The sequence below is a fragment of the Mycobacterium sp. E2238 genome (genome assembly GCF_001672665.1).
Lineage (GTDB): Bacteria > Actinomycetota > Actinomycetes > Mycobacteriales > Mycobacteriaceae > Mycobacterium.
Genome location: NZ_LZKF01000029.1, coordinates 1 through 18,751 on the forward strand (window position 1 = coordinate 1; position 18,751 = coordinate 18,751).

Annotated in this window: 20 protein-coding genes and 1 pseudogene; 12 read left to right on the forward strand and 9 right to left on the reverse strand. The window is 68.7% G+C overall.

Annotated features, from left to right (window positions below):
- On the reverse strand, positions 1 to 485 hold a 485-nt coding region (locus tag A5711_RS02560), incomplete at its 3' end, for a VWA domain-containing protein (protein WP_156744735.1).
- Positions 486 to 533: 48 nt separating this feature from the next.
- Entirely contained in the window at positions 534 to 1,505 is a 972-nt protein-coding gene (locus A5711_RS02565; protein ID WP_067943813.1) for a cupin, read from the reverse strand.
- A 207-nt stretch (positions 1,506 to 1,712) separates the two neighbouring features.
- Between A5711_RS02565 and A5711_RS02570 the strand changes: the two genes are divergently transcribed.
- Positions 1,713 to 2,384, forward strand: a complete 672-nt coding sequence (locus A5711_RS02570) for a GntR family transcriptional regulator (protein ID WP_067943776.1) — start codon at positions 1,713 to 1,715, stop codon at positions 2,382 to 2,384.
- Between the two features lie 93 nt (positions 2,385 to 2,477).
- Positions 2,478 to 2,762: a GlsB/YeaQ/YmgE family stress response membrane protein gene (locus tag A5711_RS02575; protein ID WP_067943778.1), complete on the forward strand. Its 285-nt coding sequence runs from the start codon at positions 2,478 to 2,480 to the stop codon at positions 2,760 to 2,762.
- A 42-nt stretch (positions 2,763 to 2,804) separates the two neighbouring features.
- Here the strand turns inward: A5711_RS02575 and A5711_RS02580 are convergent, their stop codons facing one another.
- From A5711_RS02580 to A5711_RS02590, 3 genes are read right to left on the reverse strand one after another with little or no spacing between them, the layout of a single operon-like run.
- A complete protein-coding gene (locus tag A5711_RS02580; protein ID WP_067943780.1) occupies positions 2,805 to 3,896 on the reverse strand; it encodes an adenosine deaminase in 1,092 nt (363 codons plus the stop codon).
- Positions 3,893 to 5,179 (reverse strand): thymidine phosphorylase, encoded by a 1,287-nt coding sequence (locus A5711_RS02585; RefSeq protein ID WP_067943782.1) that lies wholly within the window; start codon positions 5,177 to 5,179, stop codon positions 3,893 to 3,895. Before A5711_RS02585 ends, A5711_RS02580 begins: the two co-directional genes overlap by 4 nt.
- Positions 5,176 to 5,574: a cytidine deaminase gene (locus A5711_RS02590; protein ID WP_067943784.1), complete on the reverse strand. Its 399-nt coding sequence runs from the start codon at positions 5,572 to 5,574 to the stop codon at positions 5,176 to 5,178. Before A5711_RS02590 ends, A5711_RS02585 begins: the two co-directional genes overlap by 4 nt.
- 244 nt (positions 5,575 to 5,818) lie before the next feature.
- Here A5711_RS02590 and sdhC point away from each other — a divergent pair, with 244 nt between their 5' ends.
- The 5 genes and pseudogenes from sdhC to A5711_RS02615 form a co-directional block, all read left to right on the forward strand.
- Positions 5,819 to 6,157: a succinate dehydrogenase, cytochrome b556 subunit gene (sdhC, locus tag A5711_RS02595; protein WP_067943786.1), complete on the forward strand. Its 339-nt coding sequence runs from the start codon at positions 5,819 to 5,821 to the stop codon at positions 6,155 to 6,157.
- The gene (locus A5711_RS02600; protein ID WP_067943788.1) at positions 6,154 to 6,624 is read left to right on the forward strand and encodes a succinate dehydrogenase hydrophobic membrane anchor subunit; all 471 of its coding nucleotides are present in this window, start codon (positions 6,154 to 6,156) and stop codon (positions 6,622 to 6,624) included. Before sdhC ends, A5711_RS02600 begins: the two co-directional genes overlap by 4 nt.
- Positions 6,625 to 6,627: 3 nt before the next feature.
- On the forward strand, positions 6,628 to 8,382 hold the full coding sequence (gene sdhA / locus A5711_RS02605) for a succinate dehydrogenase flavoprotein subunit (protein WP_067943790.1): 1,755 nt from the start codon (positions 6,628 to 6,630) through the stop codon (positions 8,380 to 8,382).
- Positions 8,382 to 9,176 carry a succinate dehydrogenase iron-sulfur subunit gene (locus A5711_RS02610; RefSeq protein ID WP_067943792.1) on the forward strand — a complete coding sequence of 265 codons (795 nt, stop codon included), beginning with the start codon at positions 8,382 to 8,384 and terminating at the stop codon, positions 9,174 to 9,176. The genes sdhA and A5711_RS02610 overlap by 1 nt, the downstream gene beginning before the upstream one ends.
- 115 nt (positions 9,177 to 9,291) lie before the next feature.
- Positions 9,292 to 9,924: pseudogene (locus A5711_RS02615) on the forward strand (carboxymuconolactone decarboxylase family protein); the annotation flags it as partial.
- On the opposite strand, the gene A5711_RS02620 reads toward A5711_RS02615, so the two are convergent.
- On the reverse strand, positions 9,896 to 10,798 hold the full coding sequence (locus A5711_RS02620; protein WP_067943798.1) for a sigma-70 family RNA polymerase sigma factor: 903 nt from the start codon (positions 10,796 to 10,798) through the stop codon (positions 9,896 to 9,898). The pseudogene A5711_RS02615 and the gene A5711_RS02620 sit on opposite strands and share 29 nt — an antisense overlap.
- 89 nt (positions 10,799 to 10,887) lie before the next feature.
- Here A5711_RS02620 and A5711_RS02625 point away from each other — a divergent pair, with 89 nt between their 5' ends.
- The gene (locus A5711_RS02625) at positions 10,888 to 12,222 is read left to right on the forward strand and encodes an aspartate aminotransferase family protein (protein WP_067943815.1); all 1,335 of its coding nucleotides are present in this window, start codon (positions 10,888 to 10,890) and stop codon (positions 12,220 to 12,222) included.
- On the opposite strand, the gene A5711_RS02630 is transcribed toward A5711_RS02625, so the two are convergent.
- The gene (locus tag A5711_RS02630; RefSeq protein ID WP_067943817.1) at positions 12,219 to 12,443 is read right to left on the reverse strand and encodes a hypothetical protein; all 225 of its coding nucleotides are present in this window, start codon (positions 12,441 to 12,443) and stop codon (positions 12,219 to 12,221) included. The two genes, A5711_RS02625 and A5711_RS02630, sit on opposite strands and share 4 nt — an antisense overlap.
- A 228-nt stretch (positions 12,444 to 12,671) precedes the next feature.
- Between A5711_RS02630 and A5711_RS02635 the strand changes: the two genes are divergently transcribed.
- From A5711_RS02635 to A5711_RS02650, 4 genes are all read left to right on the forward strand, one after another.
- Positions 12,672 to 13,922 (forward strand): D-alanyl-D-alanine carboxypeptidase family protein, encoded by a 1,251-nt coding sequence (locus A5711_RS02635; protein WP_067943800.1) that lies wholly within the window; start codon positions 12,672 to 12,674, stop codon positions 13,920 to 13,922.
- Entirely contained in the window at positions 13,919 to 15,265 is a 1,347-nt protein-coding gene (locus A5711_RS02640) for a sugar porter family MFS transporter (protein ID WP_067943803.1), read from the forward strand. The genes A5711_RS02635 and A5711_RS02640 overlap by 4 nt, the downstream gene beginning before the upstream one ends.
- A complete protein-coding gene (gene nagA / locus A5711_RS02645; protein WP_067943805.1) occupies positions 15,256 to 16,377 on the forward strand; it encodes an N-acetylglucosamine-6-phosphate deacetylase in 1,122 nt (373 codons plus the stop codon). Before A5711_RS02640 ends, nagA begins: the two co-directional genes overlap by 10 nt.
- Before the next feature lie 66 nt (positions 16,378 to 16,443).
- Positions 16,444 to 16,812, forward strand: coding sequence for a DoxX family protein (locus A5711_RS02650; RefSeq protein WP_067943819.1), 369 nt, complete (start codon positions 16,444 to 16,446; stop codon positions 16,810 to 16,812).
- A 275-nt stretch (positions 16,813 to 17,087) separates the two neighbouring features.
- On the opposite strand, the gene yhjD is transcribed toward A5711_RS02650, so the two are convergent.
- The gene (yhjD, locus tag A5711_RS02660) at positions 17,088 to 18,116 is read right to left on the reverse strand and encodes an inner membrane protein YhjD (protein WP_067943809.1); all 1,029 of its coding nucleotides are present in this window, start codon (positions 18,114 to 18,116) and stop codon (positions 17,088 to 17,090) included.
- Between the two features lie 7 nt (positions 18,117 to 18,123).
- On the reverse strand, positions 18,124 to 18,751 hold a 628-nt coding region (gene trpS / locus A5711_RS02665), incomplete at its 5' end, for a tryptophan--tRNA ligase (protein ID WP_067943811.1).

Consider the following 18,751-nt stretch of genomic DNA (forward strand, 5'->3'; position numbering starts at 1 on the left):
ATGGTCGCCTGGTGCTGCGGGGTGGGCGGCACCAGCAGGTAGGGCGTGCCCGCGAAGCCCACCAGCCCGAGGTTGATGGCCGGCGTCAGCTCGTCGGCGAATTGCTTGCCGGCCTCTTTGGCGGCGGTCAGCCGGTCGGGCGGGACGTCGGTGGAGGCCATTGACTCCGACACGTCGATGACCAGCATGACGACCGCGCGGTTGAGCGGGATCCGGACATCGGAGGTCGGCCCGGCCATCGCGGTGGTCAGCAGCACCAGCGACACGGCGAGCAGGATGGTCGGCAGGTGCCGCCACCGGCTGGGGTGCGCCGGTGCGACCCGCTCGAGCACCTCCATGTTGGCGAACCGCAGCACCCGCCGGCGGCGGGCGAACTGCAGCACGACGTAGAGGCCCAGGACCAGCAGAACGAGCAGCAGGAACAGAAAGAACCACGCGTTCTGAAAGCCGGTGACCGAGACGGGGCCCAGCAGGGGCAACTTCATGTGCAGCCACACTATGCGCCAACTGTGGACCGCGCACGGCCCGCCGGGTCAGCCGGCGACGAGGTCGCGGCGCTGCGTGAACTTGATGTCGAGGCTGCGGAGGTGGGTCTGCAGCCCGGCGTCCTGGATCGGGATCAGGTGGGCGGGCTGGTCGGTCTCGTTGTAGTGGGCGTGCCACATGCCCGGCGGCGTGGTGAAGGCGCAGCCGGCCCGCCAGTCCACCCGGGTCGGGTCGACGATGTCGCCGTGCTCGTCGAGGCGGGTGCCCAGCAGCGTGTAGCAGCCGCTGGCCGGCGCGTCGAGGATGAGGTCGAGGGCGACCGACTGGTGCCGGTGCGGGCGCTGCACCTGGTTCGGGGGCAGCACGCCGAACATGGCCCACAGGACGTGGGTGATGGTCAGCGTCTGTTCCTGGTTGGCGTTGGCCAACAGCACGCTGACCCGGCTCTTCTCGTTGGCGCCCGGGCGCGACGCGATCTCCTCCAGCTTGGCCACCGCATCCGAACGGCGGAACTTGGTCGCGCGGAACCGCGGCTGGGTGGCTTCGGCGCCGAGGTATCGCATCAGCGGCTCGTCGTGCACCCAGTACATGGCCGTGTCGGCGGCGGCGTAGAAGACCGAGTGGGTGCCCGCGGGAAGGGTGAGGAAGTCGCCCTTCTCCCACTGGACGAGGTGGCCGTTGACCGCAGCGAAGCCCCGCCCGTAGAGCACGTAGTACAGCTGCGAGGTGGCGTTGGGGCTGGTGTCGACCTGCTCGCCCGGCCGGATGCGCACGAAGTTCGCCAGCAGCGCTGGGCTGGTCGCCGCGCCGGTCTCGATCTGCAGCTCCTTGGACAGATCCAGCGGGATCACCCCGGTCGGCCGATCGGTGTAGACATCCGCATCGAACCGGGTAACCGGAACCTGCGGGACGTGCCCCGAGCCGATGGGGTTGGCGGCCTTGGAGTACTCGAAGTACTCGGCGTCGGAGGCCCAATCTTGAAAACGACCTTCGAAGCCGTACTCGGCCACGTTGATCATCGGCGCGGGGATCGTCGGATCCAGGTTCGGGGTCAGGGCTGTGTCGGTGACGGCCACTTCGTCTCCTTCGACTGCTCGCGGGCTACTGGGGTGCGTCTTATGTCTTTCTCGTATCTATCTTGTATCTCAGTTGTAGCCCTGTCAAGGTTGCCCGTGGTGTACCGTCACCACACTGCTGGGATACGACTTAGCTACCGGAAGGCTGCCGTGGCATCGAGTGACCCGCGGCCGGGCACGGCCAAGGACCGCGCGCTGGATTACGTCAAGACGCGGGTCCTCACCGGCGCGTTCCCGGGCGGGGAACTGATCAGCGAGGGTGACGTGGCCACGGCGCTGGGGATGTCGCGCACCCCGGTGCGCGAGGCCTTCCTGCGGCTGGAGGCCGAGGGGCTGCTGCGCCTGTACCCCCAGCGCGGCGCCCTGGTGGTCCCCGTTTCGCCCGACGAGGTCCGCTCGGTGATGGAGGCGCGGCTGCTGCTGGAGCAGTTCGCCGCCACCAAGGTGGTGGGCCGCGGACCCGCCGCGTGCGCCGCGGTCTTCGAGCGGCTCTTGGGCGAGCTGCACCGGCAGCGCGCCGCCGTCGACCGCGCCGACTGGGCCGAGTTTCTCGACGCCGACCGCGCCTTCCACGCCGTCACGCTGGCCGAGTCGGGCAACGCCATCCTGTCGGGTTTCTATGGGTCTCTGCGGGATCGGCAGATGAGGATGATCGGCGAATCGGCGCTTCGCGACCCGGACCGGGTGACGACGATTCTCGACGAGCACCGCGATATCGCCGAGGCGCTGCGCGACGGCGACGCCCAGCGGGCGCTGCATGCGGTGCAAGAGCACCTGGTCGGTACGGTGCGCGCCATCGGGCTCGCGGCCGACCTGAACTGACTTCCAGACGAATTGTGTTAGAAGTCCGTCTTTTCGGGGAAATCCTTGTCGCAGATGGCGCCCAACCCGGGCGCCGTTAGGACAGGAGCTGAAATGGTCGGATCCATCATCCTCGCCATCATCGTGGGCGCGATCATCGGTGTCGTCGCCCGCCTGGTGATGCCGGGCAAGCAGAACGTCGGCATGATCATGACCGTCGTGATCGGCGCTGTAGGCGGTTTGATCGGCTCGGCGGTCGCCAGCCAGTTCGGATACCACAACGCCAACGGTGGCATCGCGTGGATTCCGTTCTTCATCGGAGTCGGCGCCGCCATCGTCCTCATCGCGCTCTACGAGGCACTGACGGGTCGCCGCACCGGAACGCGCCTCACCCGCTGAGCCGAAAGCTGCGCCGCTCGCCCGCTTTTCGGGCGAGCGGCGTCAGCCTGCGATCAGCACGGCATAACGCGGTTTGATCACGTCGTCGATGATCGCCAGCCGCTCGTCGAACGGGAGAAACGCCGACTTCATCGCATTGATGGTGAACCGCTCGAGGTCGCTCCAGCCGTAACCGAAAGCCTCGACCAGTCGGCACATTTCGAGGCTCATCGTGGTATCGCTCATCAGCCGGTTGTCGGTGTTCACGGTCACCCGGAATCGGGTGCGGGCCAGCAGGTCGAACGGGTGGTCCGCGATACTCTTCACCGCGCCGGTCTGCACGTTGGAGCTCGGGCATAGTTCCAGCGGAATTCGCTTGTCCCGCAAAATGGATGCCAGCCTGCCGAGCCGGACCCGGCCGTCGCCGAGGACGTCGATATCGTCGACGATGCGCACCCCGTGGCCCAGGCGGTCGGCGCCGCAGAACGCGATCGCCTCGTGGATGGACGGCAGCCCGAACGCCTCCCCCGCGTGAATGGTGAAGCGCGCGTTGTGGTCTCGCATGTACTCGAAGGCATCCAGGTGCCGCGTTGGCGGGTTGCCGGCCTCGGCGCCGGCGATGTCGAATCCGACAACTCCCCTGTCCCGGAACCGGATTGCCAGCGCGGCGATCTCCCGGGACACCGCGGCGTGCCGCATGGCCGTGACCAGCAGCCGCACCACGATCGGCCGGCCCGCGGCGGCGCAGGCCTTTTCGCCGTCGGCGAAGCCGGCCAGCACGGCGTCGACGATCTCGTCGAAGGACAGCCCACGGTCGATGTGCAGCTCGGGCGCGAATCGGATCTCGGCGTAGACGACCGAGTCGGCGGCCAGGTCCTCCACGCATTCGTAGGCGACCCGATGCAGAGCGTCGGCGGTCTGCATCACCGCAACGGTGTGCGAGAACGGCTCCAGGTAGCGCTCCAGCGAGCCGCTGTGCGAGCGGGTGCGAAACCAGGTCGCCAGCTCGTCGACGTCGGTGGTGGGCAGCCCGTCGTAGCCGGTCTGGCCGGCGATCTCGACCACGGTCGACGGGCGCAGCCCGCCGTCGAGGTGATCGTGCAGCAGCGCCTTGGGCGCCTTCTTGATCTGCTCGAGGCCCAGGGGTGTGGTCACTTGACGATCCGATCGATGATCAGCGGGCGCGAGACCGGTGGCGTGTCGCCGACGCTGTAGCCGCCGTCCAGTTCGGCCAGCGCCGCGGCGAAGCGCTCCGGCGCGTCGGTGTAGAGGGTGAACAGCGGCGCACCGGCCGCGACCGGTTCGCCGGGGCGGCGGTGGATCCGGATGCCGGCGCCGGCCTGCACCCGTTCGCCCGGACGGGACCTGCCCGCACCGAGCCGCCAAGCCGCCAGCCCCACTGCCATCGCGTCGATATCGCCCATTGTGCCGCCCCGGGGGGCGGTCACGGTGTCGGAATGCGCACCGATCGGCAACGGAACCGACAAATCGCCGCCCTGGGCGGCGATGAGCCGGCGGAACCGGTCCATCGCGGTGCCGTCGCGCAGCGTCTCTACGGGGTCGCGACCGTCGACCCCGGCCAGCTCGAGCATCTCGGCGGCCAGCCGCAACGTCAGCTCGACCACGTCGGGCGGGGCGCCGCCGGCCAGCACGTCCAACGACTCTTCGACCTCGAGGGCGTTGCCTACGGTCGCGCCCAGCGGGCGGTTCATGTCGGTCAACAGCGCGCGGGTGGGCACCCCGTGCGCCGCACCCAGCTCGACCATGGTGTGGGCCAGTTCGCGGCACCGGTCCGCGGAGCGCAGCAGCGCCCCGGCCCCGACCTTCACGTCGAGCACCAGCGCGCCGGTCCCCTCGGCCAGCTTCTTGCTCATCACCGAGCTGGCGATCAGCGGCAGCGACTCGACGGTGGCGGTGACGTCGCGCAGGGCGTACAGCTTGGCGTCGGCCGGCGCCAGCTCTCCGGCCGCGAAGATGGCCGCGCCGACATCACGGAGTTGGTCGCGCACGCGCCGGTTGGACAGGGCGGCGGTGAACCCAGCGATGGACTCGAGCTTGTCCAGGGTGCCGCCGGTGTGCCCGAGCCCCCGCCCCGAAGCCTGTGGCACCGCGGCGCCGCAGGCGGCCACGACGGCCACCAGGGGCAGCGTGATCTTGTCCCCGACGCCCCCCGTGGAGTGCTTGTCCACGGTCGGGACCCCCAGGTCGCGGAAGTCGAGCCGCTCGCCGGACGCCAGCATCGCCGCGGTCCAGCTGGCGGTCTCGCCGCGGTCCATGCCGCGCAGGAAGATCGCCATCAGCAGCGCCGACATCTGCTCCTCGGCGACCCGGCCGCGGGTGTAGGCGTCGATGACCCATTCGATGGCGGCGTCGGACAGCCGGCCGCCGTCGCGCTTGGTGCGGATCACCGTGGGCGCGTCGAATGTGTAGTCGGTCAACGGGGTTCCCGCGGCAGGTCGGCGCTGAAGGCGTCGGGCAGGAGCTCGCCGAGCCGCCGCGGCCCGGCCGGATGATCGACCAGCAGGTCGGGGCCGCCGTGCTCCAGCAGCAGCTGGCGGCACCTCCCGCACGGCATCAGCGGCGCCCCGAGCCCGTCGACGCAGGCCAGCGCGACCAGCCGGCCGCCTCCCGTCGCGTGTAGGGCGCACACCACACCGCATTCGGCACAGAGACCAAGGCCATATGAGATGTTTTCCACATTGCAGCCGGTGACCACGCGTCCGTCGTCGACCAGCGCGGCCGCGCCCACCGGGAACCGCGAGTACGGCGCGTAGGCCCCCGCCGCAGCGCTGATCGCCTTGTCGCGCAACATGTTCCAATCGACATCAGGCATATCGCAACCCCGCTCAGCTTTTGCCACGTCAGACGGCCAGCCTAACCCTGACACGTCACTTCGCTTGGCGGACTGTGCGGCGCAGGCGGTCCGCCGGCCGGGTTACGCTGAACTGCCCGGCTTGATGTCAGAAGGCGGTGAGGACTGGGTGACCACACAGGCGACAACCGCGGATCCGGCAAAAGAATCTGGACCCTCGCGCAAGCGGCGTCCACCCCGAACCCTGTATCGGGGCGACCCGGGCATGTGGTCGTGGGTGTTGCATCGCATCAGCGGCGCGACCATCTTCTTCTTCCTGTTCGTACACGTGCTGGACGCCGCGATGCTGCGGGTCAGCCCGCAGACCTACAACGCGGTGATCCACGACTATCAGACCCCGGTCGTCGGCCTGATGGAGTACGGGCTGGTGGCCGCGGTGGCATTCCACGGGCTGAACGGCATCCGCGTCATCCTCATCGACTTCTGGTCCGAGGGCACCCGCTACCAGAAGCTGATGTTCTGGATCGTCGGCGTCGTCTTCCTGCTGCTCATGGTTCCGGCCGGGGTTGTCACCGGCATTCACATCGTCGAGCACCTCCGATGAGCTCCCCGGACCTGCAACTGGGCCGTGGCCAGGTCGCGCCGGTGCGCCAGCGCAGCCACGACCGGCCGGCCAGCCTCGACAACCCGCGCTCGCCGCGGCGCCGGGCCGGCATCCCCAACTTCGAGAAGTTCGCGTGGCTGTTCATGCGGTTCTCCGGGGTCGCGCTGATCATCCTGGCCGTCGGACACCTGTTCATCATGCTGATGTGGGACAACGGCGTTTACCGCATCGACTTCAACTACGTGGCGCAGCGCTGGGCCTCGCCGTTCTGGCAATTCTGGGATCTGGCGCTGTTGTGGCTGGCGCAGCTGCACGGCGGCAACGGCCTGCGCACCATCATCGACGACTACAGCCGTAAGGACAGTACCCGCTTCTGGCTCAACAGCCTGTTGCTGCTGTCGATGGGTTTCACGTTGGTGCTCGGCACCTACGTGCTGGTGACATTCGACCCGAACATCGGAGGCTGACCGGTGATCCAGCAACACCGCTACGACGTGGTGATCGTCGGCGCCGGCGGCGCCGGCATGCGCGCGGCGGTGGAAGCCGGCCCACGCGTGCGGACCGCGGTGCTGACCAAGCTCTACCCCACCCGCAGCCACACCGGCGCCGCCCAGGGCGGGATGTGCGCGGCGCTGGCCAACGTCGAGGACGACAACTGGGAATGGCACACCTTCGACACCGTCAAGGGCGGCGACTACCTCGCCGACCAGGACGCGGTGGAGATCATGTGCAAGGAAGCCATCGACGCGGTGCTCGACCTCGAGAAGATGGGGATGCCGTTCAACCGCACCCCCGAGGGCCGCATCGACCAGCGCCGGTTCGGCGGGCACACCCGCGAACACGGTAAGGCCCCGGTGCGCCGGGCGTGTTATGCCGCCGACCGCACCGGCCACATGATCCTGCAGACCCTGTATCAGAACTGCGTCAAGCACGACGTGCAGTTCTTCAACGAGTTCTACGCGCTGGACCTGGTTTTGACGCAGACGCCGAGCGGCCCGGTGGCCACCGGCGTGGTGGCCTACGAGTTGGCCACCGGCGAGATCCACGTCTTTCACGCCAAGGCCGTGGTGCTGGCGACCGGCGGGTCGGGCCGGATGTACAAGACCACCTCCAACGCGCACACACTCACCGGTGACGGCATCGGGATCGTATTCCGCAAGGGACTTCCGTTGGAGGACATGGAGTTTCACCAGTTCCACCCGACGGGCCTGGCCGGGTTGGGCATCCTGATCTCCGAGGCCGTGCGCGGTGAGGGCGGCCGCCTGCTCAACGGGGAGGGCGAGCGGTTCATGGAGCGCTACGCGCCGACGATCGTCGACCTGGCGCCGCGCGACATCGTCGCCCGCTCGATGGTTTTGGAGGTGCTCGAAGGCCGCGGTGCCGGCCCGCACAAGGACTACGTCTACATCGACGTCCGTCACCTCGGCGAGGACGTGCTCGAGGCCAAGCTGCCCGACATCACCGAGTTCGCCCGCACCTATCTGGGCGTGGACCCGGTGCACGAACTGGTCCCGGTCTACCCGACGTGTCACTACGTGATGGGCGGCATCCCCACCACGGTCACCGGACAGGTGTTGCGGGACAACACTTCTACGGTGCCCGGCCTGTATGCGGCCGGCGAATGCGCGTGCGTGTCGGTGCACGGCGCCAACCGGCTGGGCACCAACTCGCTGCTGGACATCAACGTCTTCGGCCGTCGCGCCGGGATCGCCGCCGCGGACTACGCCGACGGGCACGACTTCGTCGACATGCCGCCCAACCCCGAGGCGATGGTGGTCGGCTGGGTCGGCGACATCCTCAACGAGCACGGCAACGAGCGCGTGGCCGACATCCGCGGCGCGCTGCAGCAGTCGATGGACAACAACGCCGCGGTGTTCCGCACCGAGGAGACGCTGAAGCAGGCGCTCACCGACATCCATGCGCTCAAGGAGCGTTATTCCCGAATCACCGTGCACGACAAGGGAAAGCGCTTCAACAGCGACCTGCTAGAGGCCATCGAGCTGGGCTTCCTGCTGGAGCTGGCCGAGGTCACCGTGGTCGGCGCGCTGAACCGCAAGGAGTCCCGGGGCGGGCATGCCAGGGAGGACTACCCGAACCGCGACGACGTCAACTACATGCGCCACACCATGGCCTACAAGCAGGGCACCGATCTGCTGAGCGACATCGCGCTGGACTTCAAGCCCGTCGTGCAGACCCGCTACGAACCGAAGGAACGGAAGTACTGATGACTGCAGGCGAGTCTGTCGAACCCCGCGTGGAGCCGCCACTTCCGCCCATCCCCGAGGGCGCCGTGCTGGTGACTTTGAAGATCGCGCGGTTCAACCCCGACAACCCCGACGCGTTCGCGGAAACCGGTGGCTGGCAGAGCTTTCGGGTGCCGTGCCTGCCCAGTGACCGGCTGCTCAACCTGCTGATCTACATCAAGAGCTACCTGGACGGCACGCTGACCTTCCGGCGCTCCTGCGCCCACGGGGTGTGCGGCTCGGACGCGATGCGCATCAACGGTGTGAACCGGCTGGCCTGCAAGGTGCTGATGCGCGACCTGCTGCCCGAGAAGAAGGGCAAGCAACTGACCATCACGGTGGAACCCATCCGTGGCCTGCCGGTGGAAAAGGATCTGGTGGTCAACATGGAGCCCTTCTTCGACGCCTACCGCGCGGTCAAGCCCTACCTGGTCACCAGCGGGAATCCACCGACGCGGGAACGTATTCAGAGCCCCACCGACCGTGCCCGCTACGACGACACCACCAAGTGCATTCTGTGCGCGGCCTGCACCACCAGCTGTCCGGTGTTCTGGCACGAGGGCAGTTACTACGGCCCGGCGGCGATCGTCAACGCGCACCGCTTCATCTTCGACAGCCGCGACGAGGCGGCCGCCGAGCGCCTCGACATCCTCAACGAGGTGGACGGCGTGTGGCGGTGCCGCACCACGTTCAACTGCACCGAGTGCTGCCCGCGCGGCATCCAGATCACTAAGGCGATCCAAGAGGTCAAGCGCGCGCTGATGTTCACGCGCTAGGCCTCCGCGGAAACATCCACCGCAGAAGCACCGCGTCGATACCATTACCCGCTTCCCGAATTTGATATCGCGGGTGATATCGAGTTCGAAAGTCACCCAGTGGTCGGAAAGCCCGTCACACTTTCGCGACCTGTCTCGTCTGAGGGGTATGACACAGAAAACTCGCATCGAGCCCCTGTCCCCCCGGCGTGCCGGGCTGCTGACCCGCGTGATGTACCGGATCGCCAAGCGGCGTTACGGTCAGGTCCCCGAGCCCTTCACCGTGACGGCCCACCATCGCAAGCTGATGATCGCCGGCGCCGTGCACGAGACGATGCTCGACCGGGCGTCCAAGGCGTTGCCGGTCAGCGTGCGTGAGCTGGCGGTGTTATGGACCGCGCGCAGCGTGGGCTGTTCCTGGTGCGTCGACTTCGGGTCGATGTTGCAGCGCCTGGACGGCCTCGACATCGAGCGGCTCAAGGAGATCGACGATTACGCCACCTCGTCGGCATTCACCGACGACGAGCGCGCCGCGATCCGCTACGCCGACGCGATGACGACCGACCCACACACCGTCACCGACGAGCAGGTCGCCGACCTGAGGGCCCGGTTCGGCGATGCCGGTGTGATCGAGCTGACCTATCAGATCGGCGTGGAGAACATGCGGGCCCGGATGAACACCGCGCTGGGCATCACCGAGCAGGGCTTCAACTCCGGGGACGCCTGCCGCGTGCCGTGGGCTAGCGAGGTCGCAGCGGAGAGCCGGTGAACTTGTCCGGGTTGGCGATATCCCAAAGCGCGCAGACCTTTCCGTCGCGCACCGTGAACACCGTGATCCGCGGCAGCATCTCCCGGTAGCCGTCGGACGCGGGGCAGCCTGCGGTGTAGACGCCCAGTTCGCCGTTGACCAGCCCCAGCTGATACGAGGTGAACATCGCCGGTCCGTAGCGCTGCGCCAGGCCCAGCATGAACCGCACCACCTTGTCCGGGCTGTGGATGGTCTGAACGGCCGTGGGCGCCTTGCCATTCGAATCGCCGGTGAAGGTGACGTCGGGATGCAGCAACGAGACCACGGTGTCCAGGTCGCCGGCGGCCATGGCGGCCAGCAGCCGGCCGACCACCTCGTCGTGCGACGGGTCGGGCTTGGGCGGCGGCTCCGCCGTGACGGCCTTGCGGGCCCGCGAGGCCAGCTGCCGGGCGCCGGCCTCGCTGGTGCCCAGCACGTCGGCCACTTCGGCGAAGGGCACCGCGAAGCCGTCGTGCAGCACGAAGGCGACCCGCTGATCGGGCGACAGGCGTTCGAGCACCACCATCGCCGCGTACCGGGCGTCCTCGCGGGCCACCACGGCGGCCAGCGGATCCGTGGGGTCGAGCCCGGTCACCACCGGCTCCGGCAGCCAGTTGCCGGTGTAGGTCTCGCGCCGGTGCGCGGCCGAGCGCAGCTTGTCCAGGCCCAGCCGGCTCACCACCGTGGTCAGCCATGCCCGCGGATCGGTGATCGTGGCTTTCTGCCCGTCGAAGCGCAGCCAGGCTTCCTGAACGATGTCCTCGGCGTCGGCCACCGTGCCGGTGAGCCGGTAGGCGACCGCCATGAGATGCGGCCGCAGGGACTCGAATTCGCTGACCTGCTGCGCTGCGGTCATAACGCGAGCCTAGCGTGGTGACGGCGAGCGCCGGAACGGCGCGAGAAAGGAACCGCGCCATCGAGCCGAGCGCTACGCTCACGGTCAAGATGACAGAACACCTGTGGTTGCACTTCGCCCGGCACGGCTCCGGCATCACGCCGCCGGTCATCGTGCGCGGCGACGGCGTGCGGATCTTCGATGACCGCGGCAGGAGCTACCTCGACGCGCTGTCCGGGCTGTTCACCGTGCAGGTCGGCCACGGCCGCACCGAGCTCGCGGAGGTCGCGGCGCGCCAGGCGAGCACGCTCGCTTACTTCCCGCTGTGGGGTTACGCCCACCCGGCCGCGGTCGAACTCGCCGAGCGGCTGGCGGGCTACGCCCCGGGCGACCTGAACCGGGTGTTCTTCACCACCGGTGGCACCGAGGCCGTCGAGACCGCGTGGAAGCTGGCCAAGCAGTACTTCAAGCTGACCGGCAAACCCGGTAAGCACAAGGTGATTTCGCGGTCTATCGCCTATCACGGCACCACCCAGGGCGCCCTCGCGATCACCGGCCTGCCGTCGTACAAGGCGCCGTTCGAACCGGTGACGCCCGGCGGATTCCGGGTGCCCAACACGAACTTCTACCGGGCGCCCGAACCGTTCGCCAACGACCCCAAGGCGTTTGGCCTATGGGCCGCCGACCGGATCGCGGAGGCGATCGAGTTCGAGGGCCCGGCGACCGTCGCCGCGGTGTTCCTGGAACCGGTGCAGAACGCGGGCGGCGCCATCCCCCCTCCTCCGGGCTATTTCGAACGGGTGCGGCAGATCTGCGACGAGTACGACGTGCTGCTGGTCTCGGACGAGGTGATCTGCGCGTTCGGCCGCATCGGGTCGATGTTCGCCTGTGACGACTTCGGCTACGTGCCCGACCTGATCACCTGCGCCAAGGGGCTGACATCGGGCTACTCGCCGCTGGGCGCGATGATCGCCAGCGAGAGGCTGTTCGAGCCGTTCAACGACGGCACGACGGTCTTCCCGCACGGCTATACCTTTGGCGGACACCCGGTTTCGACGGCCGTGGGGCTGGCCAACCTCGACATCTTCGAGCGCGAGGGCCTCAACGACCGCGTCAAGCAGCACGCGTCCGCCTTCCGCGCCACCCTGGAGCGGCTGTACGACCTGCCCATCGTCGGCGACGTGCGTGGCGAGGGCTACTTCTACGGCATCGAACTGGTCAAGGACAAGGCGACCAAGGAAACGTTCAACGCGGAAGAGTGTGAGCGGCTGCTGCACGGATACGTGTCGCCGGCGCTCTTCGAAGCGGGCCTGTATTGCCGCGCCGACGACCGCGGCGATCCCGTCGTCCAGGTGGCGCCGCCGCTGATCAGCGGTCAGGCCGAGTTCGACACCATCGAATCGGTATTGCGCGGCGTGCTCGCGGAGGCGTCCAACAAGCTTTAGCTCCGCTTCACCGCGTCGGCCGCGATCAGAACCTCCCGGGAGTGCGCCGCCGTCGGGTTGCTCACCATTCGCGTCACCGCGTTGCACAGCCAGGTGAGCGCCTCCCGCAGGCCGGCGTCGGTCGTGGCGTCACGATGCTGCCGCAGTTCGCTCAGCACGCCTTCCAGCCCGGAGCGGCGGACCTGCGTTGCCTTCTCGACTTCCTTGATCAGCCGTGGCAGCGACCGCGGAGCGTCGCTGTTTCGCCGCAACCGGGACCAGAAACGATCGTTGTGAATGGCGCGCCCTCGGGGTTCGGCGGGAGATTCGTTGCCGTCACGCTGACGGCATGCCCAGCGTAGTGGCTCGGCGGCGTTCCCGCGCGGCCCGGCGCTCTCGCAACTTCCGTATCACCAGTCACAGCGCGGCTCCCTCGAATCGGGCCCGCGATCGCCTAGTCTGCACAAGCAATGAACTTCCTACGCCCCGCATCGCGCCTGGCAGCGGCCGTTTTCGTGATCGCCGCTCCGGTGACGCTGGCCGCGCCCGCGGCATTGCCCACCGCCGGCGCCGAGCCCGGCGCCGGACCCAACGCCGCCCCCGCGAACTGCCCCTTCAAGGTGAACACCCCGCCCGCGGTGGATTCGTCGGAGGTTCCCCAGGCCGGCGACCCGCCGATCCCGCTGCTGGTGCCCGCCAAGCCGGTCGGCGGCGAGGCGCTGGCCGGCTGCGGCATCGTCGCCGCGCCCGATACGCCGGCGCTGCCCACCGACGTCTCCGCCGACGCGTGGCTGGTGGCGGACCTGGACAGCGGCGCGGTGATCGCCGCCAAAGACCCGCACGGCCGGCACCGGCCCGCCAGCATCATCAAGGTGCTGGTCGCGATGGCCGCCATCAATGCGCTCAACCTGAACAAGTCGGTGCCCGGCACCGCCGACGACGCGGCCGCCGAGGGCACCAAGGTCGGTGTCGAAGAGGGCGGGGTGTTCACCGTCAACCAGCTCCTGCACGGCCTGCTGATGCACTCCGGCAACGACGCCGCGCACGCGCTGGCCATGCAGCTCGGCGGAATGCAGCAGGCGGTGGAGAAGATCAATGTGCTGGCCGCCAAGCTCGGCGGCAAGGACACCCGGGTGGCGACGCCGTCCGGGCTGGACGGGCCCGGCATGAGCACCTCGGCCTACGACATCGGCCTGTTCTACCGGTACGCCTGGCAGAACCCGACTTTCGCCGACATCGTCGCGACGCGGACGTTCGACTTCCCCGGCCACGGCGACCACCCCGGCTACGAACTGGAAAACGACAACCAGCTGCTCTACAAGTACCCGGGCGCCCTGGGCGGCAAGACCGGTTACACCGACGACGCCGGCCAGACCTTCGTGGGCGCCGCCAACCACAACGGCCGCCGCCTGATGGCCGTGTTGCTACATGGGACGCGGCAGCCGATCGCTCCCTGGGAGCAGGCGGCGCACCTGCTGGACTACGGTTTCAGCACGCCGCAGGGCACCCAGGTCGGCAACCTGATCGAACCCGACCCCTCGCTGGCGCCCGCCAAACGCGACAGCGCCGCCGACCGCGGCAACGGCGCGCAGGCCGCGGGGCTGATCCCGTCGGCGGACGCGCTGCCGATCCGGGTGGGCGTCGCCGTCATCGGAACCATCATCGTGTTTAGTTTGATCATGGTCGCACGCTCGATGAACCGCCGACCGCAACACCGGTGAGATCGCGGCCCGCCCGATCGCGGGGGCTGGCGGTTGGGCTGACCGCCGCCAGCATTGGCGTCATATACGGCTACGACCTGTCCATCATCGCCGGCGCGCAGCTCTACGTCACCGAGGACTTCGGGCTGTCCACCTGGCAACAGGAACTGCTGACGACGATGGTCGTGATCGGCCAGATCGCCGGAGCGCTCGGTGCGGGCGTGCTGGCCAACGCGATCGGGCGCAAGAAATCGGTGGTGCTGCTGGTGGTCGCCTACGCGGCGTTCGCGCTACTCGGTGCGCTCTCGGTATCACTGCCGATGCTGTTGACGGCGCGGCTCCTGCTGGGCCTGACCCTCGGCGTGGCGGTGGTGGTCGTGCCGGTCTACGTCGCGGAATCGGCCCCGACGGCGGTGCGCGGGTCGCTGCTGACGGCCTATCAGCTGGCCATCGTCAGCGGGCTGATCGTCGGCTACCTGACCGGATATCTGCTGGCCGGGACCCACAGCTGGCGCTGGATGTTCGGGCTGGCCAGCGTGCCCGCAATGTTGTTGCTGCCGTTGCTCGTTCGCGCGCCGGACACGGCGCGGTGGTACGTACTGAAGGGCAGGCCCGACGAGGCCCGCCGGGCGCTGCTGCGCGTGGAGCCCGACGCGCGCGTCGATGAGGAGCTCGCCGAGATCGGCCGTGCGCTGAGCGAAGGGAGCGGCGGCTGGTCCGAGATGCTGCGCCCGCCGTACGGGCGGGCCACCGCCTTCGTGATCACGCTCGGCTTTTTGATCCAGATCACCGGCATCAACGCGATCATCTATTACAGCCCACGGATATTCCAGGCGATGGGCTTCACGGGCAACTTCGCGCTGCTGGCGCTGCCGGCCCTGGTCCAGGTCGCCGGGCTGGCCGCCGTGGGTGCGTCGCTGCTGCTGGTCGACAGGGTGGGCCGGCGCCCAATCCTGTTGTCCGGCATCGCCATGATGATCGCCGCCGACGTCGTGCTGATGGGCGTGTTCGGGCGGGGCATCGGCGGCGCGGCACTCGGCTTCGCCGGCATACTGCTGTTCATCATCGGCTACACCATGGGGTTCGGCTCCCTGGGCTGGGTGTACGCCAGCGAGAGCTTCCCGTCCCGGTTGCGCTCCATCGGGTCGAGCACGATGCTCACCTCAAACCTGGTGGCCAACGCGATCATCGCCGCCGTGTTCCTCACCATGCTGCACTCACTCGGTGGCGCAGGCACTTTCGCGGTGTTCGCCGCCCTGGCGGTCGTCGCGTTCGTCGTCGTCTACCGGTTCGCGCCGGAGACCAAGGGACGCCAGCTGGAGGAAATCCGCCACTTCTGGGAAAACGGCGGCCGATGGTCATGATCGCCGCGGGCACCATGGTGCTCGACGGGCAGGTCCGCCGGCCGGGCTGGCTGGAGACCGACGGCGGGCGGATCGCCGCCTGCGGCGCGGGCGTCCCGCCCCGGCCGGCCGACGCGCACTTCCCCGACGCCACCGTGGTGCCCGGGTTCATCGACATGCACGTGCACGGCGGCGGCGGCGCCTCCTACACCGACCGCGACGGCATCACCGGCGCGGCGGAATTCCATCTGCGGCACGGCACCACGACAACGCTCGCCAGCCTGGTGACCGCCTCGCCCGCGGAGTTGCTCGCCGGCGTGCGCGCGATCGCCGAGGCCGCCCGGCACGGCACCGTCGCCGGCATCCACCTGGAGGGGCCGTGGCTCTCCCGGGCCCGTTGCGGGGCACACGACCCGGCCCAGCTGCGCGACCCTGACCCGGCCGAGATCGACGCCGTGCTCGACGCGGGCCGCGGCGCGATCCGGATGGTCACCCTGGCACCCGAGCTGCCCGGGGCCGACGAGGCGATCCGGCGCTTTCGCGACGCCGGAGTGGTTGTGGCCGTGGGACACACGAACGCCACCTACGAGCAGACCGAACACGCGATCGGGCTCGGCGCCACCGTCGGCACCCACCTGTGCAACGCGATGCCGCCGCTGCACCACCGCGAGCCCGGGCCGGTGCTCGCCCTGCTGCGAAACCGGGGAGTCATCGTCGAACTGATCGCCGACGGCGTGCACGTGCACCCGGCCGTCGTGCGCGCCGTGCTCGGGGCCGCGGGGCCCGAGCGGGTCGCCGTGGTCACCGATGCCATCGCCGCGGCCGGCCGCGGTGACGGGGCGTTCCGCCTCGGTGCGGTGGCCGTCGACGTGGTCTCCGGTGTGGCGCGGGTGCGCGGGACGTCGACGATCGCGGGCAGCACCGCGACCATGGATCGGCTGTTCCGCGCGGTGCATGCCGATGCGGGACTGGCCGTCGCGGCGCAGACGACGTCGGCGACGCCGGCGCGGGCGCTCGGCCTCGAGCGGCTGGGCAGCCTGCGCGCCGGCCACGACGCCAATCTTGTTGTGCTGGATCGTGATCTGCGAGTCAGCGCGGTCATGGTCCGGGGCGACTGGCGGCTGACTACCTAGTCGGTGTCACATCATGCGGCCCTGCCGCGTCATAGAGGTGAACAGCCATCGACGTGGGAGGTAATGATGAATGTGTTGCTTTGGACGCTACAGGTCGCGCTCGCCGCGCTGTTTACCGCGTCCGGCCTGGCCAAGATCAGTCAACCGAAAGACCGGCTGATCGCCAGCGGACAAACGGGCGTAACGCCGTTCCCGCTGCCGGTGATCCGTGTCACCGCGTTCTGTGAATTGCTGGGCGCCATCGGAATTCTGTTGCCCCGGCTGGTCGGTATCGCCGCGTTCCTCACCCCGCTCGCGGCATTCGGGTTCGCGATCGTCATGGTGGGCGCCATCGCCTCGCACGCGTACCTTCGCGAACCACGCAACGTCGCCGCGACCGTCGCGATCTTCGCCGCCGCCCTCACGGTGGGCATCGGCAGGACGCTCGGACTGTGAGCGGCCACCCCTTCCGCCGCGCCGTGGAAGCCGGCGAATTCGACCGCGTCGGAAGCCTATTCGCCCCCGACGCGGTGCTGCACAAGCTCTCCGGTGTGGGCACCGGCGATCACGCGCTCATGTTCAGGGCCGCCGTTGCGGACCTGGAGATCCAGGGCTGCGACTTCCTGCACACACGGGGGGACGGCCTCATCGACGAGATCACCGTGATGGTCCGCCCGCTGAGGGCGGACCATCACGGTGTTCGCCGAACGCATGCGCGCGGCCCTCGGCGGCTAGCGCAGCCACCGGGTGAGGCGGGAGAGGGTCAGCCCCGCAACGGCTCCCATCGCCATCGCGGTCAGCGTCTGCCGCGTGCTGATCCCCTCGTCCAGTTGCACGCGCGGGGCGATGATCGCCGGCGCGGGCGGTGCGACGTGGCGGGTGCGCGGGTGATCGGATGCCGTCGCCGCCCATGCCGTGCAGAACAACACGAGATACGAGGTGATGTAGGCGAACACCATCAGACCCAGCACCGGGCCGAACGTGGCGCCCGCGGGGCTACGCAACACCACCCGCAGGTAGATGGAACCCACTTGCTTGAACGCTTCGAATCCGATCGCCGCCATCAGCGCGCCGCGCGCCGAGTCGGCCAGGCTGACCTTCTCGCGCGGCAGCCGGGCGATCATCCAGGTGAACAGCAACCACGAGATGGCCGTCGAGATCACGATCGACAACAGCCAAAAGAGCCAATCCAATACCGACAGCTGCGGCACCCCAAGCCATTTCAACACCGCGGCCAGGGGGGCGTCGTGGCCGACGGTGGTCAGGCCGACGGTGGCCATGATCACCGCGAACGTCCCCAGCATCGCCAACAGATCGGAGAGCTTGTTGCGCACGAAGCCCGGCGACTCGATGCGCTCGTCCCACCACATCTCCGTCAACGCTTGGCGCAGATGCGATATCCAGCCCAGGCCCGCCCAGACCGCGGTGGCCAGGCCGATGACACCCACCGACGCCCGCGCGTCGATCGCCGAGTTCATCAAGTCGAGCAGCTGATCGCCCAGGGCGCCGGTCACCTGGGACCGAATGTGGTCGTCGATCGTTTTCAGCAGCTCGGGCCGCCTGGCCAGGACGAACCCGAAGGCCGCGAAACCGACCATCAGCAAAGGGAATAGCGCGAAGATCGTGTAGTAGGTGAGGCCGGCCGCGAAGAACCCGCCGTTGCGGTCGTCGAAGCGCTGGTAGGCGCGCACGACGTGGTCGAGCCATCCGTACCGGGCCCGCAGCCGGTCGAGGGCACCCGCGTTGGCCGGCTCGCTCATGGTGAACTCATCCTCGCTGCGGAAGGAAACCCAACCGATCGTAGACCCGCCGAACGGTTTCGCCGGCCACTTCCTCGGCCCGCCGCGCCCCGGCCGCCAGAATCCCCTCCAATTCGGCTGGGTCAGAAAGCAATTCGTCGACGCGCGCCTTAATCGGGCTGACGAACTCGACGACCGCCTCGGCGGTCTCCTTCTTCAGGTCGCCGTAACCCCGCCCGGCGTAACCTTCGACGAGCTTTTCGATGCCGACGCCGGTGACCGCCGATTGGATGGTCAGCAGGTTGGACACGCCCGGCTTGGCGTCGGTGTCGAAGCGAATCTCGCGCTCGCTGTCGGTGACCGCCGAGCGAATCTTCTTCGCGGACGCGGCGGGATCGTCGAGCAGGTTGATCAGGCCGGCATCGGTGGCCGCCGACTTGCTCATCTTCGACGTCGGGTCTTGCAGGTCGTAGATCTTGGCGGTGGCTTTGGGGATCAGCAGGTCGGGAACCACGAACGTGTCGGGGAACCGGCTGTTGAACCGCTGCGCGACGTCGCGCGCCAGCTCGAGATGCTGACGCTGATCCTCACCCACCGGCACCAGCTCGGCGTCGTAGGCCAGCACGTCGGCGGCCTGCAACACCGGATAGGTGAAC